Raw genomic sequence first — 26641 nt, forward strand, 5'->3', positions numbered from 1 at the left:
GGGCGAGTAGCAAGATAATAATCCTATTTTTCCATTTGAATTTCTTCTATAATTTCTAAAAATGCTTGTACTTGCTTCAATTGTCTAGCTGATTCACTCGTCAACAACCATGTTTCTCTCGTTAATTGGACAGGTGTTTTATACATATTTTCCTGTACTTCTTTTAGAACAGTAGAAGGTAAAAGAGCATAACCTATACCATTTAAAACGAGTTGTTTGCAAGTCTCAATTTGATCAACGACAATCGTTCTCTTAGGTGGATTAGAAAATAAACCATACCACCAATTTTGTATTTGTCCATAATAAGTCGAATCACTTTTAAATTGAATAAATGGTCTATTTGTTTCTTTTAACATCGAAATATCTTTTATTTCTTTATCCACTAAATAAAGTTCATCTTCAAATAATTGTTGCTTCTGGCCTTTATATTCTTGTGTTCCTCTCAATATAGCAACATGCACGTCTCCTTCATAAAATTGCTTTTGCACTTCACTACTCCAGCCAGTAAACAGCGATATTTTTACAGAAGGATATTTATGTACAAACTTCTTCAAAACAGGAGGAAGCCAATATTGACCAATAACTGATGCGACAGCAATTTTTAACGTCCCGTGAGTTTCTGTTCTAAAAACAGCTAGTTCACTTTTAATATCCTCTTCCCTTTGTAGCATTTCTTTTGCGTAATTTGCAACTTTTTCCCCTTCAGGTGTAATTGTCAATCCTTTTTGCGAGCGAATAAAAAACTTCATTCCCCATTGTTTCTCCATAGATTGTAATCGTTGACTAAGCGCAGGTTGTGAAACAAATAAACGTTCCGCCGCTTTTCTCATATTTGATTCCTGTGCTAACACAACCATCATTTGAAAATCATCAATTTGCAACTTTCTCCCTCTTTCCTTAGCTTCCATACACCTTATCTCAATAAGCTTTTCATCCGTAATTTAACTACATACGCTTATATTTTTTATCTTTTTAAATATAATACATACACAACTGATATGCACGAAAAAAAAGTGACTTCTTCGGTTCTATGAAGTCACTTTTCTCACATTATCGATTATGTTGCCTTACTTTTTTATTCAACAATTTTAAAATCGCTCGACGTGTTAAAATCCCCTCAAAATACCCATCTTCATTGACAGCGCAAATAAATGGATGATCAATAGTCATTTCTAATGCTTTTGCAAACGAATCTTCTAACTTAAGAACCGGAATATCTTTCTTCATTACTTGCTCTACTTTCATCTCTTCAAGTCTTTCAAACTCAATGCGTTCTAGCCCTAACATACCGTCTAAAATCATAGCAGTACTAATTAACCCGTGCAATTTGTACATCGGGTCCAAAACAGGTATCGCCGAATATCCAGATTTCACAAGTACGAGTAAAGCATGCTCTAAACCATTCCCTATTTGAACGTGTGCTACTTTTTCTGATGAAATCATTAAATCTTTTACAAAAATTTGTTGAAACTCGTCTTTTGGAATACTAATCATATTACATCCCCCATTTTCCCTTTTTCCTGCTTATAATCACCGGCTCTATTCACATTTTATGACAGCGTTTTCATATTATTATTTTGTCCTTACATTCTTTCAGTAAAAAACAAAATTACACAGCTATTTTAGCATATAACACAAAAAAAAGACTACCATTCCGGTAGCGCTTAATACCCTTTATTTTTTAATCTGTAAAATAACCTTGTGATTTTTTTATATTGCATCACGTCTGTCTTTTTTAAACCATTCTCGATATCTGTAAGTTCCACAGCTAAAATTTCACTCGCATAATTTTGCTGAAATAAAATATCTAGTAACAAACTTTCCTCTTCTTCCGTTAAAACAAATTCCCTTTTCATATACCCCTCTCCTTATACTCGCATCGTTACCATTATTATATAAAATTTTCAGCCTATTTAATAGATGTAATATTCAGTTTTTAGTGAAAGAAATATATAAATTGTTTTTATTTCGTATATCGATTCGCATAACTAAACGCCGCATAAGCATCTGGCTTAATTTTTGCAGTTAATCCCATCGCTTGAATTTTCGCTGTCATATCTAGAATAAATTCTTTTGTTAAACCATCATTTCCGATATCTAAGTGAATCTCCATTATAAAACCAGCCCCATCTTGAGCATATGGATGCAATAAATCCCATATTGTTTGTATATGATTTGGAGTAAATAGGCATGCAATTTCTTGACTAAACTGCGTCTCTAAATATATTTTCTCACGTAAAGTTTCTGGCTTATCTTTTACTGATTGATGGTGTAAACACCCCCAGGCTCCTTTTCCAACGCGATGAATATGAATTGCCGTAATAAACCTCGTATCCTTTTGATGTGCTTGTGAGTCTGTCCCAATGGATAAACGATATAAATTTCGCGGATCCTTTTCAATAAAGTTACAAATACGGGTAAAGACCATATCAAAATTTAAATGTCTCTCTGAAACATTATAAAATTTATGTTCACCGGCCACATAGTCACGTCCTTTCAATTAGACAGACTTTTCGTATTCTCATTGTATGGGACAAAAACAAAAATTATAACTCCCTACCCTTTATTCGTTTCAATATTCCGAATTACATAATGGCAAACTTGGCACGTATAAATTACGTTTTGATTCGATTGAGCCGTTAGTACATGAATAATCTCAGCAGAATTGTGACAATTAGGACAAATCACAACTGGTAAACGTTCCATATAACACACCTCCTCACTATTTTCATCCCGCTATTTACTATCCGTCCTCAATTGGTGATGGATAATAAGCTGTATAGGACGAAGAAACCCTACTAATTACACTTTCACTTTATTACCATTGTAGGAAAAATGAAAAATCCTTATACATATATACTAAAAGTAATAGAACTAAAAAAGGTGTTGCCCCATGGCAACACCTTTTTTATATGTATCAAGAAATGATATCGTAAATCTCAATTGCAACCATGTCGATATTATCGAATTGATACACTTGAGGTTTTTCACCTTGTTGATACACTTCTAACTCATACATTTCACTTTTATCGAAAAATTTCACGCTACATTTGCGCTCACCGTTCACTTCAAAATAGCGTTGTGCTACTTCACCGCTTTCAGCTTGTTCTTGTAGACTAACAAGTCGAGTTAAAATTCCTTGGAGTAGAGACATGAAATCTCTCCTTTCTCTGATCTTCCTACCAATAGGTTTTACAGCTATACTCATTCTATCCGTCATAACAGAAAAAATGTTCCACACTCTAGGATAAAGGTTATTGGCCAGAAACTCAACTAAAAATTTGTCGAAATACGAAGGAAAAAACAGAAAGAACATCTTTTCCCTTCTTTATTGCGATTTTTATACTGGAAGAATATAATAAAAAACAGTAAAAAGGAGGAATTGCAATGAAAAAAATTGAGGTTTACACACAACCTGATTGTCCGCCATGTGTTATTGTGAAAGAATTTTTAAAGCATAATAACGTTGTATACGAAGAGTTTGACGTAAAAAAAGACGCCGCTGCTCGCAATCGTCTTTTATATGACTATGATTCTTATTCAACTCCGACGGTTGTAATTGATGGAGAAGTTGTTGCTGGTTTTCAAATTGAAAAATTACAACAACTTCTTAATATAGAATAGGAATAGGTAAAGACCTATTCCTATTTTTATCCTGATATATTTTGGAAGTATGCATCTGATTGTGGCAAGTTCATATTAAACGGGATATGCCCCTGATTAAAGTTTCACTTTATAATTGTTGTAACCTTTTTATTTCAGTTAAAAGTTCTTGACTTTCATGATATCCAGCCAATTTCCACTTCCCTTGATCTCTTTGCAATGTTACAATTTGATATTGTCCACTTTTCGCCCGCTCATAAACATATAAAATTTTATGCTCTTCATCATATGACATTTTCGTTTCTGAATTAAAAGAAAATGGCGCTTCTTTTGCTGGAAGTAAATATTCACCACTTTGTTTATCACTTCTACTATTTTCATCTGTAAATACTTGAAGGAAATTCTCTGTAAAATATGGTGATAACGTTTCTATCATCTTATTCATCGGCAAACGCTTCCCACGAATTGAAAATTGGCTTTCATAGCCTTTTTGTATCGTTACAAACACTTCTTTCCGATCGACTTTCACTTCCTCTTTTCCTAAAACAGTTGTAACACTATAACCAACTAGAAAGGCAACGCATACAAATAGAACTAACCATATTCCATATTTTCTCATTTTTTCACCTTCCTTTTAAGAAAACTTGTCTTTGTAGTATTCATTGTAACAATGATTATGCAAAGAAAGGGCTGGTTTCGTTCGTAAAATCTTTACAACGATAGACAGCATTTTCGGCACCATTTTCACTATTACCAATTTATGATAAAAACAAACAAAAAATGCACGAATCTCTTCGTGCATTAAAATAAAACATCTTCTTCATATAAATATTCATACGATAAATCTATAAATAAAAAGTTTTCATCATCAATCGGGAAAGAAAATGTTCGTACCATCTCACCGGTTTCAATATCAGCATATAAATCTGAAAGTCTTGCCTTATTCTCAAAACGCATTTTCATAATATTCTCTAGAAAATACGGGCGCCAACTCCAGTTCTTCATATAATACTCAGGCATCACAATCCATTCCCCATCTTTTTTCATAACGTTTCCTGATTGTTGGAAACCATCTTCGTTACAAATAAATATACGAAAACTACATTGTGATACACTTTGGCTAAATTGTAATAACCAATCATTTATATCTTCATTCTTTTTCTGTTTGGCTAAAACATCGCCAATTCGATCACGTAACATTTCTGTTAAATTATAAATCTTTTGTAGTTTTTTCTTCTCATGTTGAATAAATTGATGACACTCATTACCAAGTCGTTCTTTCAAAACGTTCGTTTCAATAAAATCAGGTAAGCATTCTTTCAAATAATTCCCTTGATAGTACCTACCACCGTTTTTCCATGCATATTGTAATTGATAAAAAGCATCTATTTCTTCATATAACAATGTCGCACCAATTCTTCTAGCAAGTAATGATAAAGAATATAAAATATCTTGATAAGATTGTAAAAGTGCAGTTTGCCTTAAATTTGTTAAATCTACTTTTAAAATATCAGGTGCTAACACGCTAATACGTTCTAAATTACTTGTACCTGTTCCGACTTTATTAATCGAAATTTGAATACCATATGTACGATAATACATAAGCAAATGATTAAATTGCTCTATATCTTCTTTACATTCATGTTCTGTAATCTCTAAAACAATGTTTTTCAAATTTAAACCTTGTTTTTCATACATCAATAAAAGTTGAAGCAAACTTTCATCATCATCGTTCATTAATACGTTAGCATTTCGATGTATAAATAATAATAGTTTTTGATCACTTTCTAAATAACGATTTAAAGCTTTTTCTACTATAATGTTATCCGCTTCTAGTTGAAACTCACTTGGAATAGAGTCATCATGAAAGAAAGAAGCTAAACTTTGTATGCCCTCTTCTGTTTGAATACGCCCTACTACTTCATATCCAATTACAGTATGTTCATCAGCACTAAAAATTGCTTGATAATAAGGAAGGACTTTATCCAAGTTACTCATTACATCTAATGCATCTATCAACGTGCTTCCCTCCCTTTACTTTTCAAAAATTATAACATGATATTTACGGAAAAATAATAAAAAATCCCTTCAGTTTTCCTGAAGGGATTAGAGGGGTAAAATGCTAAGGGGAATTAGCAATTCTACTATGAAGAAAAAAGAGGTCTTAAATATAACGTATATATGACCTCTTGTAAACACTTTTCTTTCATATGTCACAATTCCGTCACATTTTTCTTATCCCTTTTAAAATGGATATTGATGTAAATGTTGTCCTCCATCCATTGTCATGCACGTTCCATTTATGTACGCAGCTTCATCTGAACATAAATAATAAGCTAGACCTGCAATTTCTTCTGGCGTACCCAGTCTTCCAAGCGGAACACTTTGTATCGTACGCTTAGCCATTTCTTCTGAAATCCATAATTTATCAGCACCGCCCGTACGTTCAATTGGTCCTGGCGCAATAGCGTTAACTCGGATTCCATATTTACGTCCCCACTCAACAGCGAGTGTTTTCGTCATTGCTAATACTCCAGCCTTCGCTGCAGCCGAATGAATAACTCCCGGACCTGCATCCCACGCATATGTTGCTACCATGTTAATGATATTTCCTTTTATACCTTTTTCAATCCAATATTTTCCGACAGCCTGGCTACAGTAAAATGTACCGTTTAACACAATATTAATAACCGAATTCCAGCCGTTCACGGATAAATCTTCTGCTGGACAAATAAAGTTTCCAGCTGCATTATTTATTAAAATATCAATTCGTCCAAACTTCTCATCAATCTGTTCAATCATTTTCTGAATATCATCCGTATTTCTTACATCCATTTGTACCGGTAATATTTGTCCTGGAAATTGTTCAATTTCCAATTTTGTTTCCTCTAGTTTTTCCTTTGTACGTCCTGTAATAACAACTCGTGCCCCTTCTTTTGCAAAACGAGTCGCCATTCCTTTTCCCATTCCACTCGATCCACCTGTTATAATAACTACTTTTTCTTTCATATATATCCCCTCCAAAAAATGAATACACATTCATTTTATCATTTTATTTAATAGAAATCTTTATATTTTTAAACTTTTCTGATATTTTAACGTAAAGAGATTTCTTTTCATTCGTTTTTTCGTAATCAATACTACTTTTTTATTATTTAAAATATATTTCAAATAAACTGAAAAGACCTGCGGTAGTATGTCAACTTAGAAATAACAAAGTTTAAAGTTGTCAAAGGTCAATTTGTTTAAAAAAGGCATCACAAAACTAAACCAGTAACGAATGTAATTTACTGGAAAATAATGAAAGGTAGCGATGACAAAATTTTATGTCATTCTTTCACACACCTTCCAGGCGTAAAAAGTTGGTGGCTACGTAGTAGCGCATCCACCAATCGCACAAATTTTCTTGCGGTTAGAACGAGTGCACGTTTGTGTTGATGTTTTGGTACTTCATTATATTTTTTCACGTAATACTCTTGATAATCTGATACATGCTTTCTTACTGAATTGGCGGCTTCAACTAAGTAATAACGCAAGTAATGATTACCTGTACGGGATAATGAAGTATCTTCGGCTGTAAAACGACCGGATTGGTGCTTTCGCCAGTATAATCCAGCGTATTTGGCTATTTTTGTTTCATCGTCAAATCTTTCGATTTGGCCAATTTCAGCAATGATACCGGCAGCGAAAACAGGGCCTACTCCAGGAATAGATTCAAGTGTTTGGGTCAAACCAGCCATGATTTTTTTAATAGACTTTTCTAATTCCTTGATTTGCTGTTGAAACGTACGAATGACTGCGATGGATGTACCTAAGATGACATCTATTGAATCTTCTACAACCTTATCCAAGCGATAAGAAACTTTCACAGCTTTGTGAATGGATGCTGCTACGCATTTTGGATCACCAAAACGGTTTCGACTTTTTTTCTGTAGGAACTCAGCGAGTTCTTCTAAAGGCATATTAGCGAGTTCCTCTAAGCTGAATTTTTCAAGAAATAGTTCTGTCATGGCGCTACCGAATACGGAAGTATCCACCTCTTGTGAAAATGTATTACATTTAAAACTTAGGTGTTGAAGAAAGTGTTGTTTTTCTTTCGTTAACATTTTGACAAGTTGGTATCGTGATCGAGTTAATTGCTGCAGTGCCACGTACTGGCTTTCTTTTACGATAGACATTTGATTACGGCCAAATCGTAAGTAATCAGCAATGACAAAGGCATCAATCTCATCGGTTTTATTCATGTCAGAATAACTTTTCTTAAAATTTGCGACTTGCTTTGGGTTTAGGAGAAATACTTTTGCTCCAAAACGCTGTAAATCTATATCATGGTGAAGAAACATAGAAGGATGAAAGCTGTAAACAGAGGTGGATTCTAGACCAATCTTAAGGATGTCGACCTCTTTACCTGCAACACACTGTAATAATTTTTCTTTGAGTGTAGTAGCTCCCGGTAGGTCATTACTGACCGAAAAAGAATCCAGTTTTTCTCCATCACCATTTAAAAAGCAAACTTTCATATCAAACGAACTTACATCTAAACCAACAAATAATCTCATGTAAGAGACCTCCCTTCTATATTAGAATCATTTCTTGGACGTCTCGAGATATCTCTAGTGTGTACGCCGACCAACAACCTCGTGTATGAGAGCTAGTCCTGAATCGAAAGCCGCCCTAGAGCTACTATCATCTAGGTTCGAGGGTCAGGCTGCTCAGCCTGCGAGTAGGGAGTCCCGCACGTTCACTGAGAAACACTCTTCAAATGTGGTAAATCCACAGGAGGTGAAAGAATTGTCCCAAATGATCCTAAAATCATTATCTAGAAATATCTTGGGACGTCCAAGTATTTTTATTTATAGGGCTCTTATTAAGAAGAAAATCTAAGCCTGTAATAGGGCTTAAATATTAATATACGAGGAGGTTTGAGTAACCTGTAAATAGAGCGAACATATATGATATAAGTCAAATAGGTATACTCATATTTTTATGAAGAAAATTACAAGAAGAGATTTTTTAAAAACTGGAATGCGAACTTGTCTATATTCATTTATAACGACTAGCATCGGATACTATTACGCTAAATATATTGAGCCTCATCTACTCTCTTTTACAGAACATACACTGAAATCACAACTCATACCAAAAAGTTTTCATGGTATGAAGATTCTTCAATTCAGCGATTTACATCTCGGATACTATTTCTCTCTCCACCATTTATCTAAAATCGTTTCTAAAATTAATGCTGTAAAACCCGACATTGTTCTTTTTACTGGCGATCTCATTGATAATTATCAAACATATACTGACACTCCTTTCGTTGCATCCATTTTAAAAAATATACAAGCTCCCTTCGGTAAATTTTCTATTTATGGTAACCATGATCACGGCGGATATGGAACGGAGTACTACGAACACATCATGCGTGAATCTGGATTTGAACTATTACTAAATAGCGAAAAGAAAATCCGTCTGCTGGATAATAGTGAGATTTCCATTTTCGGTCTTGATGATATACTATTAGGCAAACCAAAAATAAAGGAGACACTACAGCGCGCTCGGAAAAACACTTATAACATTGTTCTTGTTCACGAACCAGATATTGCACCGCAAATCGCTAACTATCCAGTTAACTTACAGCTTTCTGGTCATAGTCATGGCGGACAAGTACAAATTCCTTTTTTGGGCGCTATTATTACCCCAGCACTTGCTAAAAACTATGTAGAAGGTTTCTATACGATCCAAGATTTAGCTCTCTATGTCAACCGAGGCCTCGGAAGAACTCGTGTCCCCTTCCGATTTATGTCAAAACCTGAAATTACGATTTTCACGCTCCAACATTCGTAATCATTCGCCTATTTTCTTACATATCCTTTCTTGTACGCGCTCATCCACGTTTCATTTACCATATGATAAAAGTGAGTCCAATAAAGGAGGTTTGTTCATGTATCCATATTATCAACCAATCCCAGTCCGTTCAGCACCTATTGGTCCAGTAGGCGACTCACGCTTCTTTCCATTTTTTGGAGTTCCATTTCTAGCTGGTATTGCTGGTGGACTGCTTGGCGGGGCATTAGCTTTCGGTCCTAGACCATATTACCCACCATATCCACCACCTTTTCCACCGCCAGCACCTTACCCTTGTTATGGTGGACCTTGTCAACAGCCATACTATTATTAATGTACCGCAACAATTCTACCAATGTTATTCCCTCTCTTAACCGATTCATAATCCATTAACATGCTTACAATAAAAACTATTCTCTCTACGCATGCTTCTATTTTGAGAACATACAATAAGTAGAGAACAAAGTAAAAACCTCTTTTTAAAAAGAGGTTTTTACTTTGTTCTCATTATTCGGCATCTGTGTTTTGATACGCCATCTTAAATAACTTCACTTGGCTATCAATCTCTTCTGCCCCATTATTAATAACATAATAATAGTCACCGTCTTTATTTTGTTCACGTGTTTTCACATTATCAGCTAAAGTAAGCTGTAAAATCGCCTTAATTCGTGCCTTCATTTCAATATCTAATATCGGGAAAGATATTTCTACACGTTTCTCCATATTTCTTGTCATCCAGTCAGCTGAAGATAAATATATTTTCTCTTCTCCATTATGATGGAAATAATAAATACGGCTATGTTCTAAATATCTCCCGACAACACTAACTACCCGAATATTTTCACTTACATTTGGAATACCAGGTCGTAGGCAGCATGTTCCTCGAACGATGAGCTCTACCTTTACTCCAGCTTGTGATGCTTCATACATTTTTTTAATAAGTGGTTTATCAGTTAATGAATTCATTTTAGCAATGATATATCCATTTCCATATTGTCTATGATAACGAATTTCTTCATCTATTAAATCGATAAATTGCTCTCTTATATCAAATGGTGCAACCGATAAATGATGAAAATGCGGCTTTGTTGTATAACCACTCAAATAATTAAAGAAATTTGTTGCATCGACCCCAAAGTCTTTTCGTGATGTAATATAGCCAAAATCAGTATATAGCTTTGCGGTTGCATCATTGTAATTTCCGGTTCCAAGATGTACGAACCTTTCAATTTTTCCGTTTTTTCTTCTTACAACTAGCGTAATTTTACTATGTGTTTTCAAATGACTTACACCGTAAATAACATGACAACCCGCCTGTTCTAATTCTTTAGCCCAATGCACATTATTTTCTTCATCAAACCTTGCCTTTAACTCAACTAATACCGTCACTTGTTTCCCTTTTCAGCCGCTACCTTTAGCGCCTGAATAATTGGAGAATCACCACTTACTCGATATAATGTTTGTTTGATCGCAAGTACATTCGGGTCGTCTGCTGCATCACGAACAAAATCAACTACTGGCTGAAACGATTCAAACGGATGATGTAATAAAATATCATGCTCAATTGCTTTTTCAAATACATCTTCCGCATCCCCTAAATCTTGAGGTCGTTGTGGAATAAGAGCCGGATATACTAAATGTTCATATAAAGGCGCTAGTTTTTTATATAAAGAAAATAGACATGTTAAATCTAACGGTCCATCCATTATATACACATCTTCATCTTTTACTTCCAACACTTCATATAATAACGCTAATACTCTTTCATCAATGTGTTCTTTGCCAACTTCTAAACGTACAGCAGCTCCCCACTTACGCTTTTTTAATTCTTTTTCAATTACTTTTAATAAATCTCTCGCACCTTCTTCGTGAATTGTTAAATCCGCATTGCGTGTAATACGGAAACGAGTAACAGATGATACTTTATATCCTGTAAATAATTTATGAGTAAAACTACTAATTACGTCTTCTAATAAAATAAATTTATGCTTTTGTCCTTCACTCGGTAAAAATATGAAACGTTCCAGTAGTGAAGGAACTTGTACAATTCCTAACTTCGTGCGGTTTTCTTCTTCCACTTGTTTCTCATCATATAAAAGAGTAGCTAAATTTAAACTTTTATTTAATAACATCGGAAATGGACGATATGCATCGATAGCCACAGGTGTTAAGACTGGGAAAATTTGTTCATCAAAATACTCTTCTATAAATTCTCTCTGTTCTTTCGTCAAATCATGGAATGTTAAACGCTCAATCCCCTCTAACTCCAGCGCTGGCAACACATAATTTTTAAACGTACCATACTGTACGGTCATTAATTCATGTGCTTTTATCGCAATTTTATTTAGTTGCTTTTTTGGTGTTAAGCCGGCCTTATTTTCTGGTTGGTTAAAACCAGCACTCACTTGATCCTTCAATCCTGCCACGCGTACCATAAAGAATTCATCTAAATTTGAGCTAAAAATGCTAATAAACTTTAATCTTTCTAAGAGTGGATTCGTTTCATCTTGTGCTTCTTGTAGTACACGTTCATTAAATGCTAACCAACTTAACTCTCGATTGTTGTAATAAGCTGTATCATTTAAATTTACTATATTCCCCTTCGATAATTCCATTCTCTTCACACTTCCCCTTGAAACTTTTTTACTATAATTTAGTTACTTTCATTTTAGCAAATTACAATATTATAAAGTGTAAATTTTTTGTAAAGACATCCGTACAACTCAATGCTTTAATTTAAATAATAAGTTAATATTTGTTTTCAATACTCTTTCTAGCTGTTTCTTCTGCTTTTCAGCTTGCACTTTTTCCGCTAACGCCGATTGTTCACATACAATTTCAAATGTTAATCCTTCTTTACTTTCTGTTATAGATATTGATTCAACAAGCGATCTTTGTCTTATATTTAAAGCTGCTGAAAATTGTAAAACAGCCCCTAAAAGGCGAATTTTCTTTTGTTCATTTTTATCAAACCATCCTTCAAATGGTGACAAATGTTGTTTGAATAACATTTTTGATTTATAAGACGCAATAAGCGCTAATCTTACTCGCTCTTTGTGCATCATACCATCAATTGTTTTATTCGCTAATAAATAAAACGTATGTAAGCGGCTCGCTTCTTCGTCTATATATTTGCCTATATTAAATACTTTCGCTGCTTGATGGAATACTTCCCAGTCTTTTACTGACATAGAAATCAGCCCTGTTTGTTCAAGTTGTTGACAAATCAATCTTCCATGTTTAATAAGCTGTATTACAAATTCCATGTCCATTTCATATTCATGTGATAATAAATACAAACTTTCTTCGACCACGTTCGGATAATATGAAATCCCCAAATCTTTTGTCAACTCTTCATAGAAAACACCTTCTCTTAATCCTTTTCTACTTAATACAAATGCTGGTGCCTCTATAACATTAACAAGCGTATGAAATACTTCGACTGCGGGAACAATTGTATCCGCTCGATCTTTTGCCAATCCTTCCAATTTTTGAAGTTCTATGAACGACAAGCCTTCCAATTCTTCTTTCACATTTTTAATATCTTCTTCTTTCATCTTGTATAAATGTACTCCTGCTATAGGATAACAAATTAAATTTTGATGAATTTTCACTAAGTTCCTCGCACTACCACCAATTGCAATAAGGGGTAATTTCTTATCAATTAACCATGGTAATGTTCGAAATTGATATTCTAAGTACGTTTGAAGCTTTTCCAACTCTTCTTCAGTAGGTATGTCCCCTTTAATAAATTGTTGCTTTAAAGAAAGTGCTCCAAAAGGAAAGCTATGATACTCTAAAATCTCTCTATTTCGAAAGTATGTAACTTCCGTACTTCCTCCACCAATATCTACTGTAATTCCTTCAGAGAACGAAGTTGAATTCATAACTGCTAAATAGCCGTAACGTGCTTCTTCATATTCTGATAATACTCTAAGAGTAAAGTCTGTTTGTCCTTCAACAAGTTTTTTAATTTCCTCTTGATTCTCAGCCTGCCTAATTGTTGCTGTTGCAACACAAAGTACATGGCGCAACTGATGGAATCGTGTACTTTCTTGAAATTGAAATAATGTTTGTAACAATACCTCTATTCCTTCTTCAATCAACACACCATCGACTAAGTAATTCCTTAACCTTGCAACCACTTTCGTATTTTCAATCTCTTTATAAAAACCTCCGTTTTGCTTTTCATAAATAACTAAACGCATTGTATTAGATCCAATATCTATAATGGCATATTGCTGTTTTAATATTTCTTTCAAACTTCTCACTCTTTCATTATCAAATTTCTAAAACACATTCTATTACTATTATACAAAATAGTTGTTTTTTGTAACAATATTGCTTTAATATTGAAAATATATACAATCACTTTTTGCATATAATAAAAATCGCTTTTTACTTATGGTATAATAATGAAAAATTGAAAGGAGATTTAATATGAAACCTTCACAACCACAATCTCAATTACAAAACCAACATTCTATTAATCGACTAGCTCAATCTATTTTCGTTGTGAATCGTCATGCTAAAGCTGCAACTAATCCGAAGTATTTATACTGGTTAAAAAAGACAGCTTTAGAACGCTTAATTACTGAAAAAAAAGCTATTAAAGAAGGATTACATTTCTCTAGAAATCCACGTTTTAGCCAACAACAATCTGATGTTCTTATACGTTTAGGTGATTACTTTTTCCATATTCCTCCTACAAAAGAAGATTTTCGAATCCTACCACATCTCGGTCATCTTGAATCCTCCTATCGAAATCCGAAAACAACCTTATCTTTAACAGTAGCAAAAAAAACACTTCAAGATTATATTGGTCCTGAAGCGCTAAAACAAGAAAAGAAATTAAGTGAACCTGTCCCATGGTATAGTCGTACCTATACAAAAAAATAAAACAGTTTGGCCAATTGTAGGCCAAACTGTTTTATTTTTTCTCTTCTTTAATTTTAATATTTGCTTGTTTATAAAAAGCAATTTTTCCTGTATTATAAGACTTCGTAAATTCATTAAACTTGTCTTTTTCTGATTCAATATCTTTATAAGACTGATTTACTACTTTTACTTTTTCACTAATATCTTTTAATTTCGTACCTTTATCTTGTAACATTGTATATAATTCTTTTTCTTGTTTTAACGATTTATTATAGCTATCATACATTTTGTTAAATGAATCATGTCGTTTCTCATATGTGCTTTTCACTTTATCCGCTTGATCTTTCAATTTCTTATCTTCAATTTTCTTCACATATTTATCTGCCGATTTCACTTCTTCTTGTGCCTTATTTAAAGATTCTTTTTCTTTTTTAAGCACTTTTTCTCGTTCATCTGTATTTTTCACTGCTTGGTTTAGTTTTTCCTTAACAGTTTGATTATTATCTTTTCCTTCTTGAACAATCTGGTTATATAATTCTTGTCCCTCTTTCTCTAAAGTTTCAAGTTTTTTTGCATCTTCAAACATTGTTTTTTCTTGCTTTGCAGCATTTTCAAATGCAACATATAATTCCTCTTCTGGTTTCGGCCCGAAACAACCCGCTAGTAAAGTCATTGATAATGCAGTTACAATTGCTAATTTACTATATTTCAACATCTTTTTCCTCCTACTTATATACGATCATCGTGTAAAAAGCTATGAAATTATATAACCTTCTATAAACTCCACACTCGCACCTTTTTCACGAAAATCATTCATATTGTTTATAATGCTTGTACAAATTGTATTACTTGAAATTACATTTTCCGTTTTTGAACTAAATAGCAGTTCCATATCCATCTTTTACTTGGCACTTTTTAAAACCTATTGATATTATGTATTACACAAAAGTACAACGGAATTCATCACAACCATAATAATTTGAAGAACAACAGTAATCATTCACCTGATAAAAGATGTTCGTTGTTCTCACACGTCTATCATTCTATCATTCCCTTTCCCGCTTTCTATCAAATAATCTCTTCGTTCATTTTACACAGTATAAATGCTATCTTGCAACAACTTACAATTATTCTTGCCATTCCCTAAAAAGGAAAAGTGTAGAGTATACTTTCCTCTACACTTTTAAAATGAAACACATTGTGCAAAATGCATTGACACATCCATCATAATTATATGCCTATTTCATATATTTTTAAAGACTTTTATTACAAAAAAAGTTCTTTTTGTAATAAAAGTCAAAAAAATGTTACAATAAAAACTTCTTCATATCATATTTCTTCAAATCAAAATTTCACTTATTTTTTTACAAATTTCTATGCTGGTACAATTGATTTTGTGCCTTTCTTAACAATTCTTCAAACGTTTTTCCTTCTATAGGATAACTAGCAGCCCCAAATAATAGAGTCATACTTAACAAACCATTTTCTATTTCACTTTCAATATTTTTCATTAATCGGTTTGTTATTGTCGACTTTTCATGTCCGTTATCAATTGCCACAATCACATACTTATTTTCATCCCACTTCGTAACGACATCGCCTTTACGAATTGTCTTTACAATCGTGCCCTCCAATTTTTGTACTAACACCTCCAATTTTTTTTCTTGCACTGTTTCTTTTAGTCCTTTCCATTCTTTCACAGAAAGAATGTACACTGTAATATTATGAGAATCTCGTTCTGATAAAGCAGCTACTTTCTCAAAAAAATCAACTACAAAATCATTACTTGCCATTCCTCCTACTTCCGTATCCATACGCCCACTCGCTTTTTTATCATACCAATGTCCAAAATAATAGCTGAGTATCATTTGCAATATATAAATAATAAAGACGGTATAAAATGATCGCGAATCCAGTTTTGTAATTACATCCTGAAGCGCAATCCATTCTGTAACTGCCACTGTATTCCCAAGTAATAATCCACTAATTTTCCCTTTATGTTTCATACTTCACCTCCCTCGTATATTAATATTTAAGCCCTATTACAGGCTTAGATTTTCTTCTTAATAAGAGCCCTATAAATAAAAATACTTGGACGTCCCAAGATATTTCTAGATAATGATTTTAGGATCATTTGGGACAATTCTTTCACCTCCTGTGGATTTACCACATTTGAAGAGTGTTTCTCAGTGAACGTGCGGGACTCCCTACTCGCAGGCTGAGCAGCCTGACCCTCGAACCTAGATGATAGTAGCTCTAGGGCGGCTTTCGATTCAGGACTAGCTCTCATACACGAGGTTGTTGGTCGGCGTACACACTAGAGATATCTCGAGACGTCCAAGAAATGATTCTAATATAGAAGGGAGGTCTCTTACATGAGATTATTTGTTGGTTTAGATGTAAGTTCGTTTGATATGAAAGTTTGCTTTTTAAATGGTGATGGAGAAAAACTGGATTCTTTTTCGGTCAGTAATGACCTACCGGGAGCTACTACACTCAAAGAAAAATTATTACAGTGTGTTGCAGGTAAAGAGGTCGACATCCTTAAGATTGGTCTAGAATCCACCTCTGTTTACAGCTTTCATCCTTCTATGTTTCTTCACCATGATATAGATTTACAGCGTTTTGGAGCAAAAGTATTTCTCCTAAACCCAAAGCAAGTCGCAAATTTTAAGAAAAGTTATTCTGACATGAATAAAACCGATGAGATTGATGCCTTTGTCATTGCTGATTACTTACGATTTGGCCGTAATCAAATGTCTATCGTAAAAGAAAGCCAGTACGTGGCACTGCAGCAATTAACTCGATCACGATACCAACTTGTCAAAATGTTAACGAAAGAAAAACAACACTTTCTTCAACACCTAAGTTTTAAATGTAATACATTTTCACAAGAGGTGGATACTTCCGTATTCGGTAGCGCCATGACAGAACTATTTCTTGAAAAATTCAGCTTAGAGGAACTCGCTAATATGCCTTTAGAAGAACTCGCTGAGTTCCTACAGAAAAAAAGTCGAAACCGTTTTGGTGATCCAAAATGCGTAGCAGCATCCATTCACAAAGCTGTGAAAGTTTCTTATCGCTTGGATAAGGTTGTAGAAGATTCAATAGATGTCATCTTAGGTACATCCATCGCAGTCATTCGTACGTTTCAACAGCAAATCAAGGAATTAGAAAAGTCTATTAAAAAAATCATGGCTGGTTTGACCCAAACACTTGAATCTATTCCTGGAGTAGGCCCTGTTTTCGCTGCCGGTATCATTGCTGAAATTGGCCAAATCGAAAGATTTGACGATGAAACAAAAATAGCCAAATACGCTGGATTATACTGGCGAAAGCACCAATCCGGTCGTTTTACAGCCGAAGATACTTCATTATCCCGTACAGGTAATCATTACTTGCGTTATTACTTAGTTGAAGCCGCCAATTCAGTAAGAAAGCATGTATCAGATTATCAAGAGTATTACGTGAAAAAATATAATGAAGTACCAAAACATCAACACAAACGTGCACTCGTTCTAACCGCAAGAAAATTTGTGCGATTGGTGGATGCGCTACTACGTAGCCACCAACTTTTTACGCCTGGAAGGTGTGTGAAAGAATGACATAAAATTTTGTCATCGCTACCTTTCATTATTTTCCAGTAAATTACATTCGTTACTGGTTTAGTTTTGTGATGCCTTTTTTAAACAAATTGACCTTTGACAACTTTAAACTTTGTTATTTCTAAGTTGACATACTACCGCAGGTCTTCTATACCAATATATGTTTCTATAACAATTATGTTTTTCTACAAAATAAAAAATGTACATATTGAGTGTACATTTCCGCTTAAGCTTGTCTACCATTTCTATTCTATTTCATATATATGCCATGCATCATTTTAGAAATATGGTGACCTACATGCTACAAAAGAAAAATCTATCAGATATTATACGTTTACTATCGGGGTTTCTGTAGTCGCTAAAATTACTATTTAATTCTTTCGGAGTAAACTTCATTACATACAATCAAATCGACGCTATTGTAAATATGGATCGAACAAAAAAGGGAATCAAAAAGGAACCTTTCATACAGGTTCCTTTTTATCATTGCCGTACAACAACTTCATTTGTTTGCAACGGACCATATGATACTCCGTTATATTGAAATGTATATGTAGCCTGAAATAGTGTGTTTTTGAGTTCTTTATCTTTATTTGCTTTTATTTTACAAATTAACTCTACCTTCTCATTTGGTAATAAATTATCGATTCTCCACCTTACAAGCTGGAACAGAAACTCGCTCATCCCCTTATCAACCTTTAATGAATTTGGAATATAGGCAAAATAATCTCGAATCATATGACTTACTACAACTCGTGAAATCATTTCCATTCCTTTATTTTCAACTTCAATTCGAATAATAAGTATGTCGTTTACATCATAGGTCAGTTCATATGAAAATTTTTCTTTATACATACTACGGATTTGTAATGTAACTGCTACGTTAGGACATTCATTTTCCTTTTTTGAGCCATCAATCCATAATACCGGTTGTAGCGGTATTGAACGCCTTCCTTGATCCGGAATTCGTTTCCATATTTTCATAATAATATTCACCCCATTTCAGATGCATCATATCCATACGACCTTATTCTGCCTCTCTACACAATATTAATAAAGCTCGTTACAAACGATATATAGTTATTACTCTTCCTTTTATCCTATTCGACAAAGTAAAGAAAAAACCATTTTTCATCTGTTAACAGCAGGTATTCTTACTGAAATATTTTTTTACAATTTCCTTCATTGACTTTTTACCAATACTAAGTATTACTCACTCTTTCGCTGTCCATACAACAGAATATTTTGACGGAAGAAAAAGTTTGCCTTTTAGTCAAACTTGACTATAATATTCTTTATGGCTTTGTCAGTGCACTTGTGTAAATTGATTTTTAAAAATATATTTATAATTTTTATGCGCTGCACTCAAAACTTAATATAGTTTACTTATTATTAAAGGAGGGTTATCTTTGGAATCTCAATTATCAAAAAAAGACTCCAGCAAGACAAAATTTGTTGTTGCGGGTTTACTACTTGGTATTTTAATGGCGGCAATGGATAATACAATCGTTGCAACAGCAATGGCAACAATCGTTGGAGACCTAGGAGGATTTGACAAGTTCGTTTGGGTCACGTCTGCATATATGGTAGCAACAATGGCAGGAATGCCTATCTTCGGAAAACTTTCTGATATGTACGGACGGAAACGCTTTTATATTGGTGGCCTTATTCTTTTCTTGTTCGGTTCTGCACTTTGTGGAACAGCATCTAGTATTGAGCAATTAAGTATTTATAGAGCAATTCAAGGAATTGGTGGCGGAGCTCTTATGCCTATCGCCTTCACTATTATGTACGACATATTCCCACCAGAAAAGCGCGGAAAAATGACAGGGCTATTCGGTGCTGTTTTCGGAACATCTAGTGTATTCGGCCCTTTATTAGGTGCTTATATTACAGACTATATAAGTTGGCACTGGGTCTTCTATATTAATATTCCATTAGGACTTATCTCCTTCTTCTTCATTACGAAATATTATAGTGAATCTCTAGAATTTAGAAAACAAAAAATTGATTGGGCTGGCGCTATTACACTTGTTATTAGTATCGTTTGCTTAATGTTCGCATTAGAACTTGGTGGTAAAGAATACGCATGGAATTCCACTGTGATTATCGGCTTATTTACAACAGTTGTTATTATGCTTATTATTTTCTTCTTCGTAGAACGAAAAGCAACCGAGCCTATCATTTCTTTCCATCTATTTAAAAAACCTTTATTCGCAGCTAGCCAAGGTGTTGCCTTTTTCTATGGTGCCGCTTTTATCATCTGTACAGTTTATATCCCAATCTTCGTTCAAGGTGTTCTCGGTGGTTCAGCCTCAAATGCTGGATTAATTTTAACACCTATGATGATTGGCTCTGTAATTGGAAGTCAAACGGGTGGACAGTTAGCTTCTCGAACAAGTTATCGTAACATTATGATGGCATCTGGAGTTTTCTTCGTTCTTGGCATTTATTTACTAAGCACTTTAACAATGGACACACCTCGCCTACTCGTAACACTATTTATGGTTCTCGCTGGACTTGGTGTTGGTTTCTCATTCTCAGTTTTAAGTATGTCTTCGATTCACAAATTAGAAATGAGAGACCGTGGTTCTGCTACATCAACAAACTCATTTTTCCGTTCACTCGGTATGACTCTTGGTGTAACGATTTTCGGTACAATTCAAAATCATATTTTTACAGATAAACTAAACACTCTCTTCCCACCTGAACTAGCAAAATTAGCTCCAAAGGGTGGAGACACAAGTTTCTTATTATCACCAGGTGCTACCGATAAAATACCAACTGAAATATTAACTGGTATTAAAGAAGCTCTAGCTACATCTATTGCCAGTACATTCTTCTGGGCACTGATCCCGGCTGTACTAAGTATTATTTGCATTTTACTTATGGGAAATGAGCGTCTTTTTACAGGACCAAAAACGAAACAAAAACAAAAGCAGGTAAGTTAGTATAGAAAAAAGAAACGGCATACCCTTTATGAAAAAGGGTATGCCGTTTATAATATATAAAGTAAATCTTTGATCAGTAAGGAACCATTCCTACTGGTTATTATCCCTCACCAATCGGGATCAAGTTTCTATATACAGGAGAAAGAAACAGTAAACAAAAACATAGACAAAAGTGTGCATATATAGCAAAAAAGTAATTATGAAACAATATAAACCAAAAGAATTTTCAGAAATGCTTAATGTCTCTGTTAAGACATTGCAAAGGTGGGACAATCAAGGTGTTTTAACTGCTTACCGAAACCCAAAAGGAAGATATTTTGTATCTGTACTTTGCGAATTGGAAGAAATGGCAACAAAGTTAGCACTCAATAAAATAGGTCTAGGGATTGATTTAGGAGTGAAGGATTTTGCTACACGTAGCGATGGTATCGTTCATGAAAACATCAACAAAACAATAAAAGTAAAAAAGATAGAAAGACGGTTAAAACGTGAACAACGCTCTTTAGCACGTAAATTTGAAAATCTAAAAAAAAGAGGTGAAAAATCTGTTACTAATAAAAGAGTGAATATAGATAAAAATGTTCTTAGAGTGCAAAAGTTGCATGCTCGATTAGCGAATATTCGAATAGAGTATGTAAAGTCTATTGTAACGAGTGTGGTGAAAACCAAACCAACGTTTATTACAGTGGAAGATTTGAATGTGAAAGGTATGATGAAGAATAAACATTTATCTAAAACAATTGCCAAGCAGTCTTTTTTTACTTTTAAAACGTGGCTTTTGACGAAATGTGAGGAATATGGAATTGAATTACGTCAAGTAGACCGGTTTTATCCATCGTCAAAGTTATGCTCATGTTGCAGTCAAAAGAAAGCGGATTTAAAGCTATCTGACCGAGTATATACATGTGAATGTGGCAATGTAATGGATAGAGATTTGAACGCAGCGATCAACCTTTTACAAGCAAAAGAATATACAATACTAACGTAAATAGTTTGTATATATGTACGGTGGGCTACATCGGAATTTACGCCTGTGGAGTGTCACAGCAAACTGTAGTAGCAAGTGATTAGCGAGGCAGGGCACGTAGAAGCAGGAATACTCTAAGAATATACATTTGTCTATATTTTTAGTAGCAGTTGAGACAGAATGAGCATGAAATTAGTCATTCTCGGCTTACTACTCGAAGGAGATAAACATCCATATGAAGTGCAACACATCATGAAAGAAAGACAAATGGATTGTTATATTAAATATGCAAAAGGATCACTTTATTACGCCTTCGAGCAATTAGAAAAGCAAGGTGCAATTCGTGTTACAACTATTGTTCGAGATACAAATAGACCAGATAAAACAATTTTTCATATAACAGACGAAGGTAAACGGTTATTTCACACGTTACTATTAAAACAATTCGAGGCAAAAAATCAAATATATAAACCAATTTATTCGGCACTCTCTTTCGCTCATTTTGGTGATGACCAAGAGTTAGTTCCGATTTTAGAAAAAAAGAAAAATGATACCATTCAATATTTACATAACATGCAAACTATTTATGACTGTAGCAACGGACAAATTCCACGTGCACAACTATATATTTTGCAAAGCGTTATTGAACATATTACAGTCGAATTGCAATGGTTAAACACCCTTCTTGCAGATGCTGTTGCCGGTCGACTTTCAGAAATTGATATTGATACGGATTAAACTTTTAAAATAGAAACTGTAAAATGACAATATAGTTATTTTATTTCAAAGTCTAAAACAAGTATAACCCCATTCTAATTTAGGTTGAGGTTATGCTTGTTTAATTTTCTATATAAGATAAACCAATTATTTAATAACATAACTGGCATCTTATGTATGTATAGGTACCCATTTCTTTATAAATTTAATTGCACTTTATTTCAATTCTCCTCATGTTTCTTCACTCTAAAAAATCAGAAAAATACAAATAATTAAAATAAAAAACTTTAGAATTTTCTTATTTCAAAACAGTAGACAAAATTCCAAAAATTGTGTTAGAATTTGTTTCAATATCATATCGCTTGTTAAATTCCTTTCAAAAGGAAAATGGGTACACGAACAGTTTGTTTCGTGTTTAAAAGGGAAGCTTGGTGAAACTCCAACACGGTCCCGCCACTGTAAATGCTGAGATTTCTTTTTAATGCCACTGTGAAAACGGGAAGGTGAAAGAAATCATATGAAGCATAAGTCAGGAGACCTGCCTGTTTTAACAACACTGATAGATTCACGGATGATGATGAGGTGTTAAAACAAAAAGGAAGGCTTATTTTCTATGCCTATATGCTTTTTGTTATAGGTATTTCCTAGTAAACGGAAATGCTTACTTTCAATTAGGGAGGAATTTGAAATGGCAATTCAAACAAGTAACTTAGGTTATCCACGTATCGGACTACAACGAGAGTGGAAAAAAACATTGGAAGCTTTTTGGTCTAATAAAATCGATGAAGAACAATTTTTAACAACAATGAAAGAAATTCGTCTTCAACACGTTAAAGCACAGCAAGAAAAAGGGATTGAACTTATTCCAATTGGCGACTTTACATATTACGATCACGTTTTGGATACTGCTTATATGCTAGGATTTATCCCATCACGTTTTTCTGAGTTTACATCTTACCTTGATGTATATTTCGCAATGGCGCGTGGCTCTAAAGATCACGTAGCTTCCGAAATGACAAAATGGTTTAATACAAACTATCATTATATCGTTCCAGAATATGAAGAGGGATTACAAATCTCTTTAAAAGATAATCGTCCACTTCGCTTATACGAAGAGGCAAAACAAGAATTAGGAGTAGATGGAAAACCTGTTATTTTAGGACCATATACTTTCTTGAAATTAGCTAAAGGCTATACACAAGAGCAATTTGCTACTATTTTAAAACAGTTAGTTGCACCTTACGTACAACTGCTTTCAGAACTACATGCAGCTGGTGCACAAATCATTCAAGTTGATGAACCGATTTTCGCTTCTTTAACGAAAGAAGAAGTTCAACAAGCAAAAGAAATTTATGAAGCTATTCGTAGAGAAGTTCCAAATGCGAATCTTCTTTTACAAACATATTTTGATAGTGTAGAAGAAAACTATGAAGAAATCATTACATTCCCAGTATCAAGTATTGGATTAGATTTCATTCATGGTAAAGAAGGTAATCTACATGCTATTTCAAAATATGGATTCCCAGCTGATAAAACTTTAGCTGTTGGTTGTATAGATGGCCGTAACATTTGGAGAGCCGATCTTGATGAAGTTCTTACGTTATTTACAACGTTACAAAAACAAGTCCAAACGAAAAACTTCATCGTTCAGCCTTCTTGTAGCTTATTGCATACGCCAATCGATAAAACAGAAGAAACTCACTTATCGACTGAGCTATTTGACGCGTTGGCATTTGCAAATCAAAAATTAGAAGAGTTAGTTCTTATTCATTCCGCTCTAACTCAAGGTACAGAAAGTATTCGTAATGAGCTGGAAACATATCGAAATGTACATCATACAATTCGTTCATCTGCTGCACGTAACCGAGAAGATGTCAAAGCAGCACGAACAGCACTAAAAGAAGAAGATTTTTCACGACCTCTTCCATTTGAAAAACGATATGAATTACAACAAGTTGCTTTGAAGTTACCGTTGTTACCAACAACAACTATCGGTAGCTTCCCGCAAACAACTGAAGTTCGCCAAACGCGAAAAGAATGGCGTAACGGTGTTATTTCAAATGAACAATATGAACAATTTATTGAAAAAGAGACAGAAAAATGGATTCGTTACCAAGAAGAAATTGGTCTTGATGTTCTTGTACATGGTGAGTTTGAAAGAACTGACATGGTCGAATATTTTGGTGAACGCCTTGCTGGTTTCTCATTCACTAAAAACGGTTGGGTGCAATCATACGGTTCCCGCTGCGTAAAACCACCTGTTATTTATGGTGATGTAGCCTTTATTAACGGAATGACTATTAAGGAAACTGTTTATGCACAAAGCTTAACAGAGAAAGTTGTAAAAGGCATGTTAACTGGACCTGTTACGATTTTAAATTGGTCCTTCGTTCGAAATGACATTCCAAGAAAAGAAGTTTCATATCAAATTGCATTAGCTCTTCGTCATGAAATTGAACTACTTGAATCTTCCGGAATTCGAGTAATTCAAGTCGATGAGCCAGCACTTCGTGAAGGAATGCCACTAAAAGAAAAAGATTGGGACGCTTATATTACATGGGCAGTACAATCCTTCCTTTTAGCCACTTCATCTGTAGCAAATGAAACACAAATTCATACTCATATGTGTTACAGTAACTTCGAAGATATCGTTGATGCGATTCGCGCATTAGATGCAGATGTGATTTCTATCGAAACATCAAGAAGTCACGGTGAATTTATTGATACATTAAAACATACAACATATGAAAAAGGCATCGGTCTAGGTGTATATGATATTCATAGCCCACGTGTACCAAGTAAAGATGAAATGTATAAAATCGTAGAACAATCTTTAAAAGTATGCGATCCTAAATATTTCTGGATTAATCCTGATTGTGGTTTAAAAACGAGAAGAACAGAAGAAGTTATTCCAGCTTTAGAGCACATGGTGCAAGCGGCAAAAGACGCTCGTTCCTTGCTAAAAACAAACGCATAATAAAAATGGGGTATCCTTTTTGAGGATACCCCATTCTTTATTCTTTACTTTCAAAAAAGAATTCATATTGTATTTTATATAATTCATCATCCGTTGGTTCTTCAAGGGGTGTTGCCTGTAATACAACCGTATACTCACCATTTGGAATAGGAATTTGAAATTTATTTGAAAGAATACTTGTTACAACGATACATTCATTTTCAACTGTAAAAGGAACTGTAACCGTTCTAATTACTTCTTCTTTCTCAATATGTTTCCCTGGGGTCACTTTTACTTCACAAGTATAATCAGAAAGTGCTTCAAAAATAACAGTTCCATCCGTCTTCGCATAACCTCTCTCAAAATCTTCATCCGTCCAGTCAACGTAAGGCTGATCACCGTCATAGTTCATCAACATTAATTGCGAATACGAAATTGTTAACTCCATCGTTTCCCTCCTCCTTCATTATGAAATATACAACTACTACTTTACGTCAAATTTTACACGCGTACCATCTGGGTATTTATCTAACTTATTTCCTACCCAAGAGCCTGCTCCGCGATTATCTGCTGGACTTATATATTCGATGTGCGCTCCTTTTCCGCCTTCTTTACACATCGCCATTGGCCATTCATCACGATCATACCCTTTTTTTGATGGGTATGGAGCTAACGATAATTTTCTTCTATCCGCAGCGCCACCACGGTCGATTGTACACACTTCTGAATGCCCTTCTTTTATAGCATCCGTAATATGTTTCCCTGTCTCTGGGTATCGATCTTTCGGAAATTCTAGAACTTGATCATACGCATTTGTTTTTTTAATACTTGTTTCCTCTGGAACAAGCACTTCATACACCGCTACTACAATAGAAAGAATTGCAATAATTGAAATGATAATACCTTTTAATTGCTTCATGTATACCTCCATGATTCTACCAGTTTCTTTTCCTCAGTTATTATAACAAACTTCTCCTGTATATGTTTTCAGACATTATTTTAGCTCTTCTTCGCCATTCCGCCAAAAACTCTCATTTTTCTTCATCTTTTCACTAATGCTGTAGAAAACTAATAACCTTCCGACATTCTTTTTCAAAGGAAGTCCTCATAAAAGATTGAA

Annotated in this window: 25 protein-coding genes, 2 pseudogenes and 1 riboswitch; of the genes and pseudogenes, 10 read left to right on the forward strand and 17 right to left on the reverse strand. The window is 34.2% G+C overall.

What is annotated here, in order from left to right; genetic code table 11:
- Positions 1–23: 23 nt before the first annotated feature.
- The 6 genes from PSR14_RS20835 to PSR14_RS20860 all read right to left on the reverse strand — a co-directional run bounded on the left by PSR14_RS20835 (position 24) and on the right by PSR14_RS20860 (position 3154).
- Positions 24–908: a LysR family transcriptional regulator gene (locus tag PSR14_RS20835; protein ID WP_001984809.1), complete on the reverse strand. Its 885-nt coding sequence runs from the start codon at positions 906–908 to the stop codon at positions 24–26.
- 142 nt (positions 909–1050) lie between these two features.
- A complete protein-coding gene (cbpB, locus tag PSR14_RS20840; RefSeq protein ID WP_000623568.1) occupies positions 1051–1494 on the reverse strand; it encodes a cyclic-di-AMP-binding protein CbpB in 444 nt (147 codons plus the stop codon).
- Between the two features lie 170 nt (positions 1495–1664).
- Positions 1665–1856 (reverse strand): antirepressor AbbA, encoded by a 192-nt coding sequence (abbA, locus tag PSR14_RS20845; protein WP_000817794.1) that lies wholly within the window; start codon positions 1854–1856, stop codon positions 1665–1667.
- 107 nt (positions 1857–1963) lie between these two features.
- Positions 1964–2482 (reverse strand): ribonuclease H-like YkuK family protein, encoded by a 519-nt coding sequence (locus PSR14_RS20850; protein ID WP_000896651.1) that lies wholly within the window; start codon positions 2480–2482, stop codon positions 1964–1966.
- A gap of 74 nt (positions 2483–2556) precedes the next feature.
- On the reverse strand, positions 2557–2706 hold the full coding sequence (locus tag PSR14_RS20855; protein ID WP_000440537.1) for a hypothetical protein: 150 nt from the start codon (positions 2704–2706) through the stop codon (positions 2557–2559).
- 211 nt (positions 2707–2917) lie between these two features.
- Positions 2918–3154 (reverse strand): YkuJ family protein, encoded by a 237-nt coding sequence (locus PSR14_RS20860; protein WP_000055151.1) that lies wholly within the window; start codon positions 3152–3154, stop codon positions 2918–2920.
- A 233-nt stretch (positions 3155–3387) separates the two neighbouring features.
- On the opposite strand from PSR14_RS20860, the gene PSR14_RS20865 reads away from it, so the two are divergent.
- Positions 3388–3624, forward strand: coding sequence for a glutaredoxin family protein (locus tag PSR14_RS20865; RefSeq protein WP_000717880.1), 237 nt, complete (start codon positions 3388–3390; stop codon positions 3622–3624).
- Between the two features lie 109 nt (positions 3625–3733).
- Here the strand turns inward: PSR14_RS20865 and PSR14_RS20870 are convergent, their stop codons facing one another.
- The 4 genes from PSR14_RS20870 to PSR14_RS20885 form a co-directional block, all read right to left on the reverse strand.
- Entirely contained in the window at positions 3734–4222 is a 489-nt protein-coding gene (locus PSR14_RS20870; protein ID WP_001233820.1) for a DUF3993 domain-containing protein, read from the reverse strand.
- 182 nt (positions 4223–4404) lie between these two features.
- Positions 4405–5622 carry an EAL-associated domain-containing protein gene (locus tag PSR14_RS20875; RefSeq protein WP_000564304.1) on the reverse strand — a complete coding sequence of 406 codons (1218 nt, stop codon included), beginning with the start codon at positions 5620–5622 and terminating at the stop codon, positions 4405–4407.
- Positions 5623–5847: 225 nt separating this feature from the next.
- Positions 5848–6612 (reverse strand): 2,4-dienoyl-CoA reductase, encoded by a 765-nt coding sequence (gene fadH, locus PSR14_RS20880; protein ID WP_000660909.1) that lies wholly within the window; start codon positions 6610–6612, stop codon positions 5848–5850.
- Positions 6613–6932: 320 nt separating this feature from the next.
- On the reverse strand, positions 6933–8162 hold the full coding sequence (locus tag PSR14_RS20885) for an IS110 family transposase (RefSeq protein ID WP_098487274.1): 1230 nt from the start codon (positions 8160–8162) through the stop codon (positions 6933–6935).
- A gap of 427 nt (positions 8163–8589) precedes the next feature.
- Between PSR14_RS20885 and PSR14_RS20890 the strand changes: the two genes are divergently transcribed.
- Both PSR14_RS20890 and PSR14_RS20895 read left to right on the forward strand, forming a co-directional pair.
- Positions 8590–9447 carry a metallophosphoesterase gene (locus PSR14_RS20890; RefSeq protein ID WP_000724508.1) on the forward strand — a complete coding sequence of 286 codons (858 nt, stop codon included), beginning with the start codon at positions 8590–8592 and terminating at the stop codon, positions 9445–9447.
- A gap of 97 nt (positions 9448–9544) precedes the next feature.
- The gene (locus PSR14_RS20895) at positions 9545–9781 is read left to right on the forward strand and encodes a hypothetical protein (RefSeq protein ID WP_000283743.1); all 237 of its coding nucleotides are present in this window, start codon (positions 9545–9547) and stop codon (positions 9779–9781) included.
- 173 nt (positions 9782–9954) lie between these two features.
- Here PSR14_RS20895 and PSR14_RS20900 read toward each other — a convergent pair.
- Positions 9955–12062, reverse strand: a pseudogene (locus tag PSR14_RS20900) (polyphosphate kinase).
- Positions 12063–12170: 108 nt separating this feature from the next.
- Complete coding sequence (gene ppx, locus PSR14_RS20905) at positions 12171–13709, reverse strand: exopolyphosphatase (RefSeq protein ID WP_000658870.1); 1539 nt, start codon at positions 13707–13709, stop codon at positions 12171–12173.
- A 178-nt stretch (positions 13710–13887) separates the two neighbouring features.
- Here ppx and PSR14_RS20910 point away from each other — a divergent pair, with 178 nt between their 5' ends.
- On the forward strand, positions 13888–14346 hold the full coding sequence (locus PSR14_RS20910) for a YkyB family protein (RefSeq protein WP_000804868.1): 459 nt from the start codon (positions 13888–13890) through the stop codon (positions 14344–14346).
- Positions 14347–14377: 31 nt separating this feature from the next.
- Here the strand turns inward: PSR14_RS20910 and PSR14_RS20915 are convergent, their stop codons facing one another.
- Both PSR14_RS20915 and PSR14_RS20920 read right to left on the reverse strand, forming a co-directional pair.
- Positions 14378–15040 carry a YkyA family protein gene (locus tag PSR14_RS20915; protein ID WP_098487746.1) on the reverse strand — a complete coding sequence of 221 codons (663 nt, stop codon included), beginning with the start codon at positions 15038–15040 and terminating at the stop codon, positions 14378–14380.
- 649 nt (positions 15041–15689) lie between these two features.
- A complete protein-coding gene (locus PSR14_RS20920) occupies positions 15690–16331 on the reverse strand; it encodes a diguanylate cyclase domain-containing protein (protein ID WP_000680835.1) in 642 nt (213 codons plus the stop codon).
- A 369-nt stretch (positions 16332–16700) separates the two neighbouring features.
- On the opposite strand from PSR14_RS20920, the gene PSR14_RS20925 reads away from it, so the two are divergent.
- Positions 16701–17930 carry an IS110 family transposase gene (locus PSR14_RS20925; protein ID WP_098487274.1) on the forward strand — a complete coding sequence of 410 codons (1230 nt, stop codon included), beginning with the start codon at positions 16701–16703 and terminating at the stop codon, positions 17928–17930.
- Between the two features lie 298 nt (positions 17931–18228).
- Positions 18229–18474, forward strand: a pseudogene (locus PSR14_RS20930) (hypothetical protein).
- Here PSR14_RS20930 and PSR14_RS20935 read toward each other — a convergent pair.
- Positions 18414–18914 (reverse strand): hypothetical protein, encoded by a 501-nt coding sequence (locus PSR14_RS20935; protein WP_000708168.1) that lies wholly within the window; start codon positions 18912–18914, stop codon positions 18414–18416. The pseudogene PSR14_RS20930 and the gene PSR14_RS20935 sit on opposite strands and share 61 nt — an antisense overlap.
- Positions 18915–19339: 425 nt before the next feature.
- On the opposite strand from PSR14_RS20935, the gene PSR14_RS20940 reads away from it, so the two are divergent.
- The 4 genes from PSR14_RS20940 to metE all read left to right on the forward strand — a co-directional run bounded on the left by PSR14_RS20940 (position 19340) and on the right by metE (position 25542).
- Positions 19340–20881, forward strand: a complete 1542-nt coding sequence (locus PSR14_RS20940; RefSeq protein ID WP_000445753.1) for an MDR family MFS transporter — start codon at positions 19340–19342, stop codon at positions 20879–20881.
- Between the two features lie 199 nt (positions 20882–21080).
- Complete coding sequence (locus PSR14_RS20945; protein ID WP_073536030.1) at positions 21081–21869, forward strand: RNA-guided endonuclease TnpB family protein; 789 nt, start codon at positions 21081–21083, stop codon at positions 21867–21869.
- A gap of 159 nt (positions 21870–22028) precedes the next feature.
- On the forward strand, positions 22029–22586 hold the full coding sequence (locus PSR14_RS20950) for a PadR family transcriptional regulator (RefSeq protein WP_000062073.1): 558 nt from the start codon (positions 22029–22031) through the stop codon (positions 22584–22586).
- Positions 22587–22937: 351 nt separating this feature from the next.
- A riboswitch (cobalamin riboswitch) is annotated at positions 22938–23126 on the forward strand.
- 127 nt (positions 23127–23253) lie between these two features.
- Complete coding sequence (gene metE, locus PSR14_RS20955; RefSeq protein ID WP_001007595.1) at positions 23254–25542, forward strand: 5-methyltetrahydropteroyltriglutamate--homocysteine S-methyltransferase; 2289 nt, start codon at positions 23254–23256, stop codon at positions 25540–25542.
- Between the two features lie 37 nt (positions 25543–25579).
- Here metE and comJ read toward each other — a convergent pair whose 3' ends face one another.
- A complete protein-coding gene (gene comJ, locus PSR14_RS20960; protein WP_000424017.1) occupies positions 25580–25969 on the reverse strand; it encodes a competence protein ComJ in 390 nt (129 codons plus the stop codon).
- Positions 25970–26005: 36 nt separating this feature from the next.
- Complete coding sequence (gene nucA, locus PSR14_RS20965) at positions 26006–26440, reverse strand: DNA-entry nuclease (RefSeq protein WP_000811499.1); 435 nt, start codon at positions 26438–26440, stop codon at positions 26006–26008.
- Positions 26441–26641: the final 201 nt, after the last annotated feature.

The sequence above is a fragment of the Bacillus sp. A01H genome (genome assembly GCF_045277205.1).
GTDB classification, from domain to species: Bacteria; Bacillota; Bacilli; order Bacillales; family Bacillaceae_G; genus Bacillus_A; species Bacillus_A paranthracis.

Bases quoted from the DNA above. Each gene is read 5' to 3' on its own strand.
- PSR14_RS20835 (WP_001984809.1), bottom strand. From the start codon at position 908: ATGGAAGCTAAGGAAAGAGGGAGAAAGTTGCAAATTGATGATTTTCAA.
- cbpB (WP_000623568.1), bottom strand. From the start codon at position 1,494: ATGATTAGTATTCCAAAAGACGAGTTTCAACAAATTTTTGTAAAAGAT.
- abbA (WP_000817794.1), bottom strand. From the start codon at position 1,856: ATGAAAAGGGAATTTGTTTTAACGGAAGAAGAGGAAAGTTTGTTACTA.
- PSR14_RS20855 (WP_000440537.1), bottom strand. From the start codon at position 2,706: ATGGAACGTTTACCAGTTGTGATTTGTCCTAATTGTCACAATTCTGCT.
- PSR14_RS20860 (WP_000055151.1), bottom strand. From the start codon at position 3,154: ATGTCTCTACTCCAAGGAATTTTAACTCGACTTGTTAGTCTACAAGAA.
- PSR14_RS20865 (WP_000717880.1), top strand. From the start codon at position 3,388: ATGAAAAAAATTGAGGTTTACACACAACCTGATTGTCCGCCATGTGTT.
- PSR14_RS20870 (WP_001233820.1), bottom strand. From the start codon at position 4,222: ATGAGAAAATATGGAATATGGTTAGTTCTATTTGTATGCGTTGCCTTT.
- fadH (WP_000660909.1), bottom strand. From the start codon at position 6,612: ATGAAAGAAAAAGTAGTTATTATAACAGGTGGATCGAGTGGAATGGGA.
- PSR14_RS20885 (WP_098487274.1), bottom strand. From the start codon at position 8,162: ATGAGATTATTTGTTGGTTTAGATGTAAGTTCGTTTGATATGAAAGTT.
- PSR14_RS20890 (WP_000724508.1), top strand. From the start codon at position 8,590: ATGAAGAAAATTACAAGAAGAGATTTTTTAAAAACTGGAATGCGAACT.
- PSR14_RS20895 (WP_000283743.1), top strand. From the start codon at position 9,545: ATGTATCCATATTATCAACCAATCCCAGTCCGTTCAGCACCTATTGGT.
- PSR14_RS20910 (WP_000804868.1), top strand. From the start codon at position 13,888: ATGAAACCTTCACAACCACAATCTCAATTACAAAACCAACATTCTATT.
- PSR14_RS20915 (WP_098487746.1), bottom strand. From the start codon at position 15,040: ATGTTGAAATATAGTAAATTAGCAATTGTAACTGCATTATCAATGACT.
- PSR14_RS20920 (WP_000680835.1), bottom strand. From the start codon at position 16,331: ATGAAACATAAAGGGAAAATTAGTGGATTATTACTTGGGAATACAGTG.
- PSR14_RS20925 (WP_098487274.1), top strand. From the start codon at position 16,701: ATGAGATTATTTGTTGGTTTAGATGTAAGTTCGTTTGATATGAAAGTT.
- PSR14_RS20935 (WP_000708168.1), bottom strand. From the start codon at position 18,914: ATGAAAATATGGAAACGAATTCCGGATCAAGGAAGGCGTTCAATACCG.
- PSR14_RS20945 (WP_073536030.1), top strand. From the start codon at position 21,081: ATGAAACAATATAAACCAAAAGAATTTTCAGAAATGCTTAATGTCTCT.
- PSR14_RS20950 (WP_000062073.1), top strand. From the start codon at position 22,029: ATGAGCATGAAATTAGTCATTCTCGGCTTACTACTCGAAGGAGATAAA.
- metE (WP_001007595.1), top strand. From the start codon at position 23,254: ATGGCAATTCAAACAAGTAACTTAGGTTATCCACGTATCGGACTACAA.
- comJ (WP_000424017.1), bottom strand. From the start codon at position 25,969: ATGGAGTTAACAATTTCGTATTCGCAATTAATGTTGATGAACTATGAC.
- nucA (WP_000811499.1), bottom strand. From the start codon at position 26,440: ATGAAGCAATTAAAAGGTATTATCATTTCAATTATTGCAATTCTTTCT.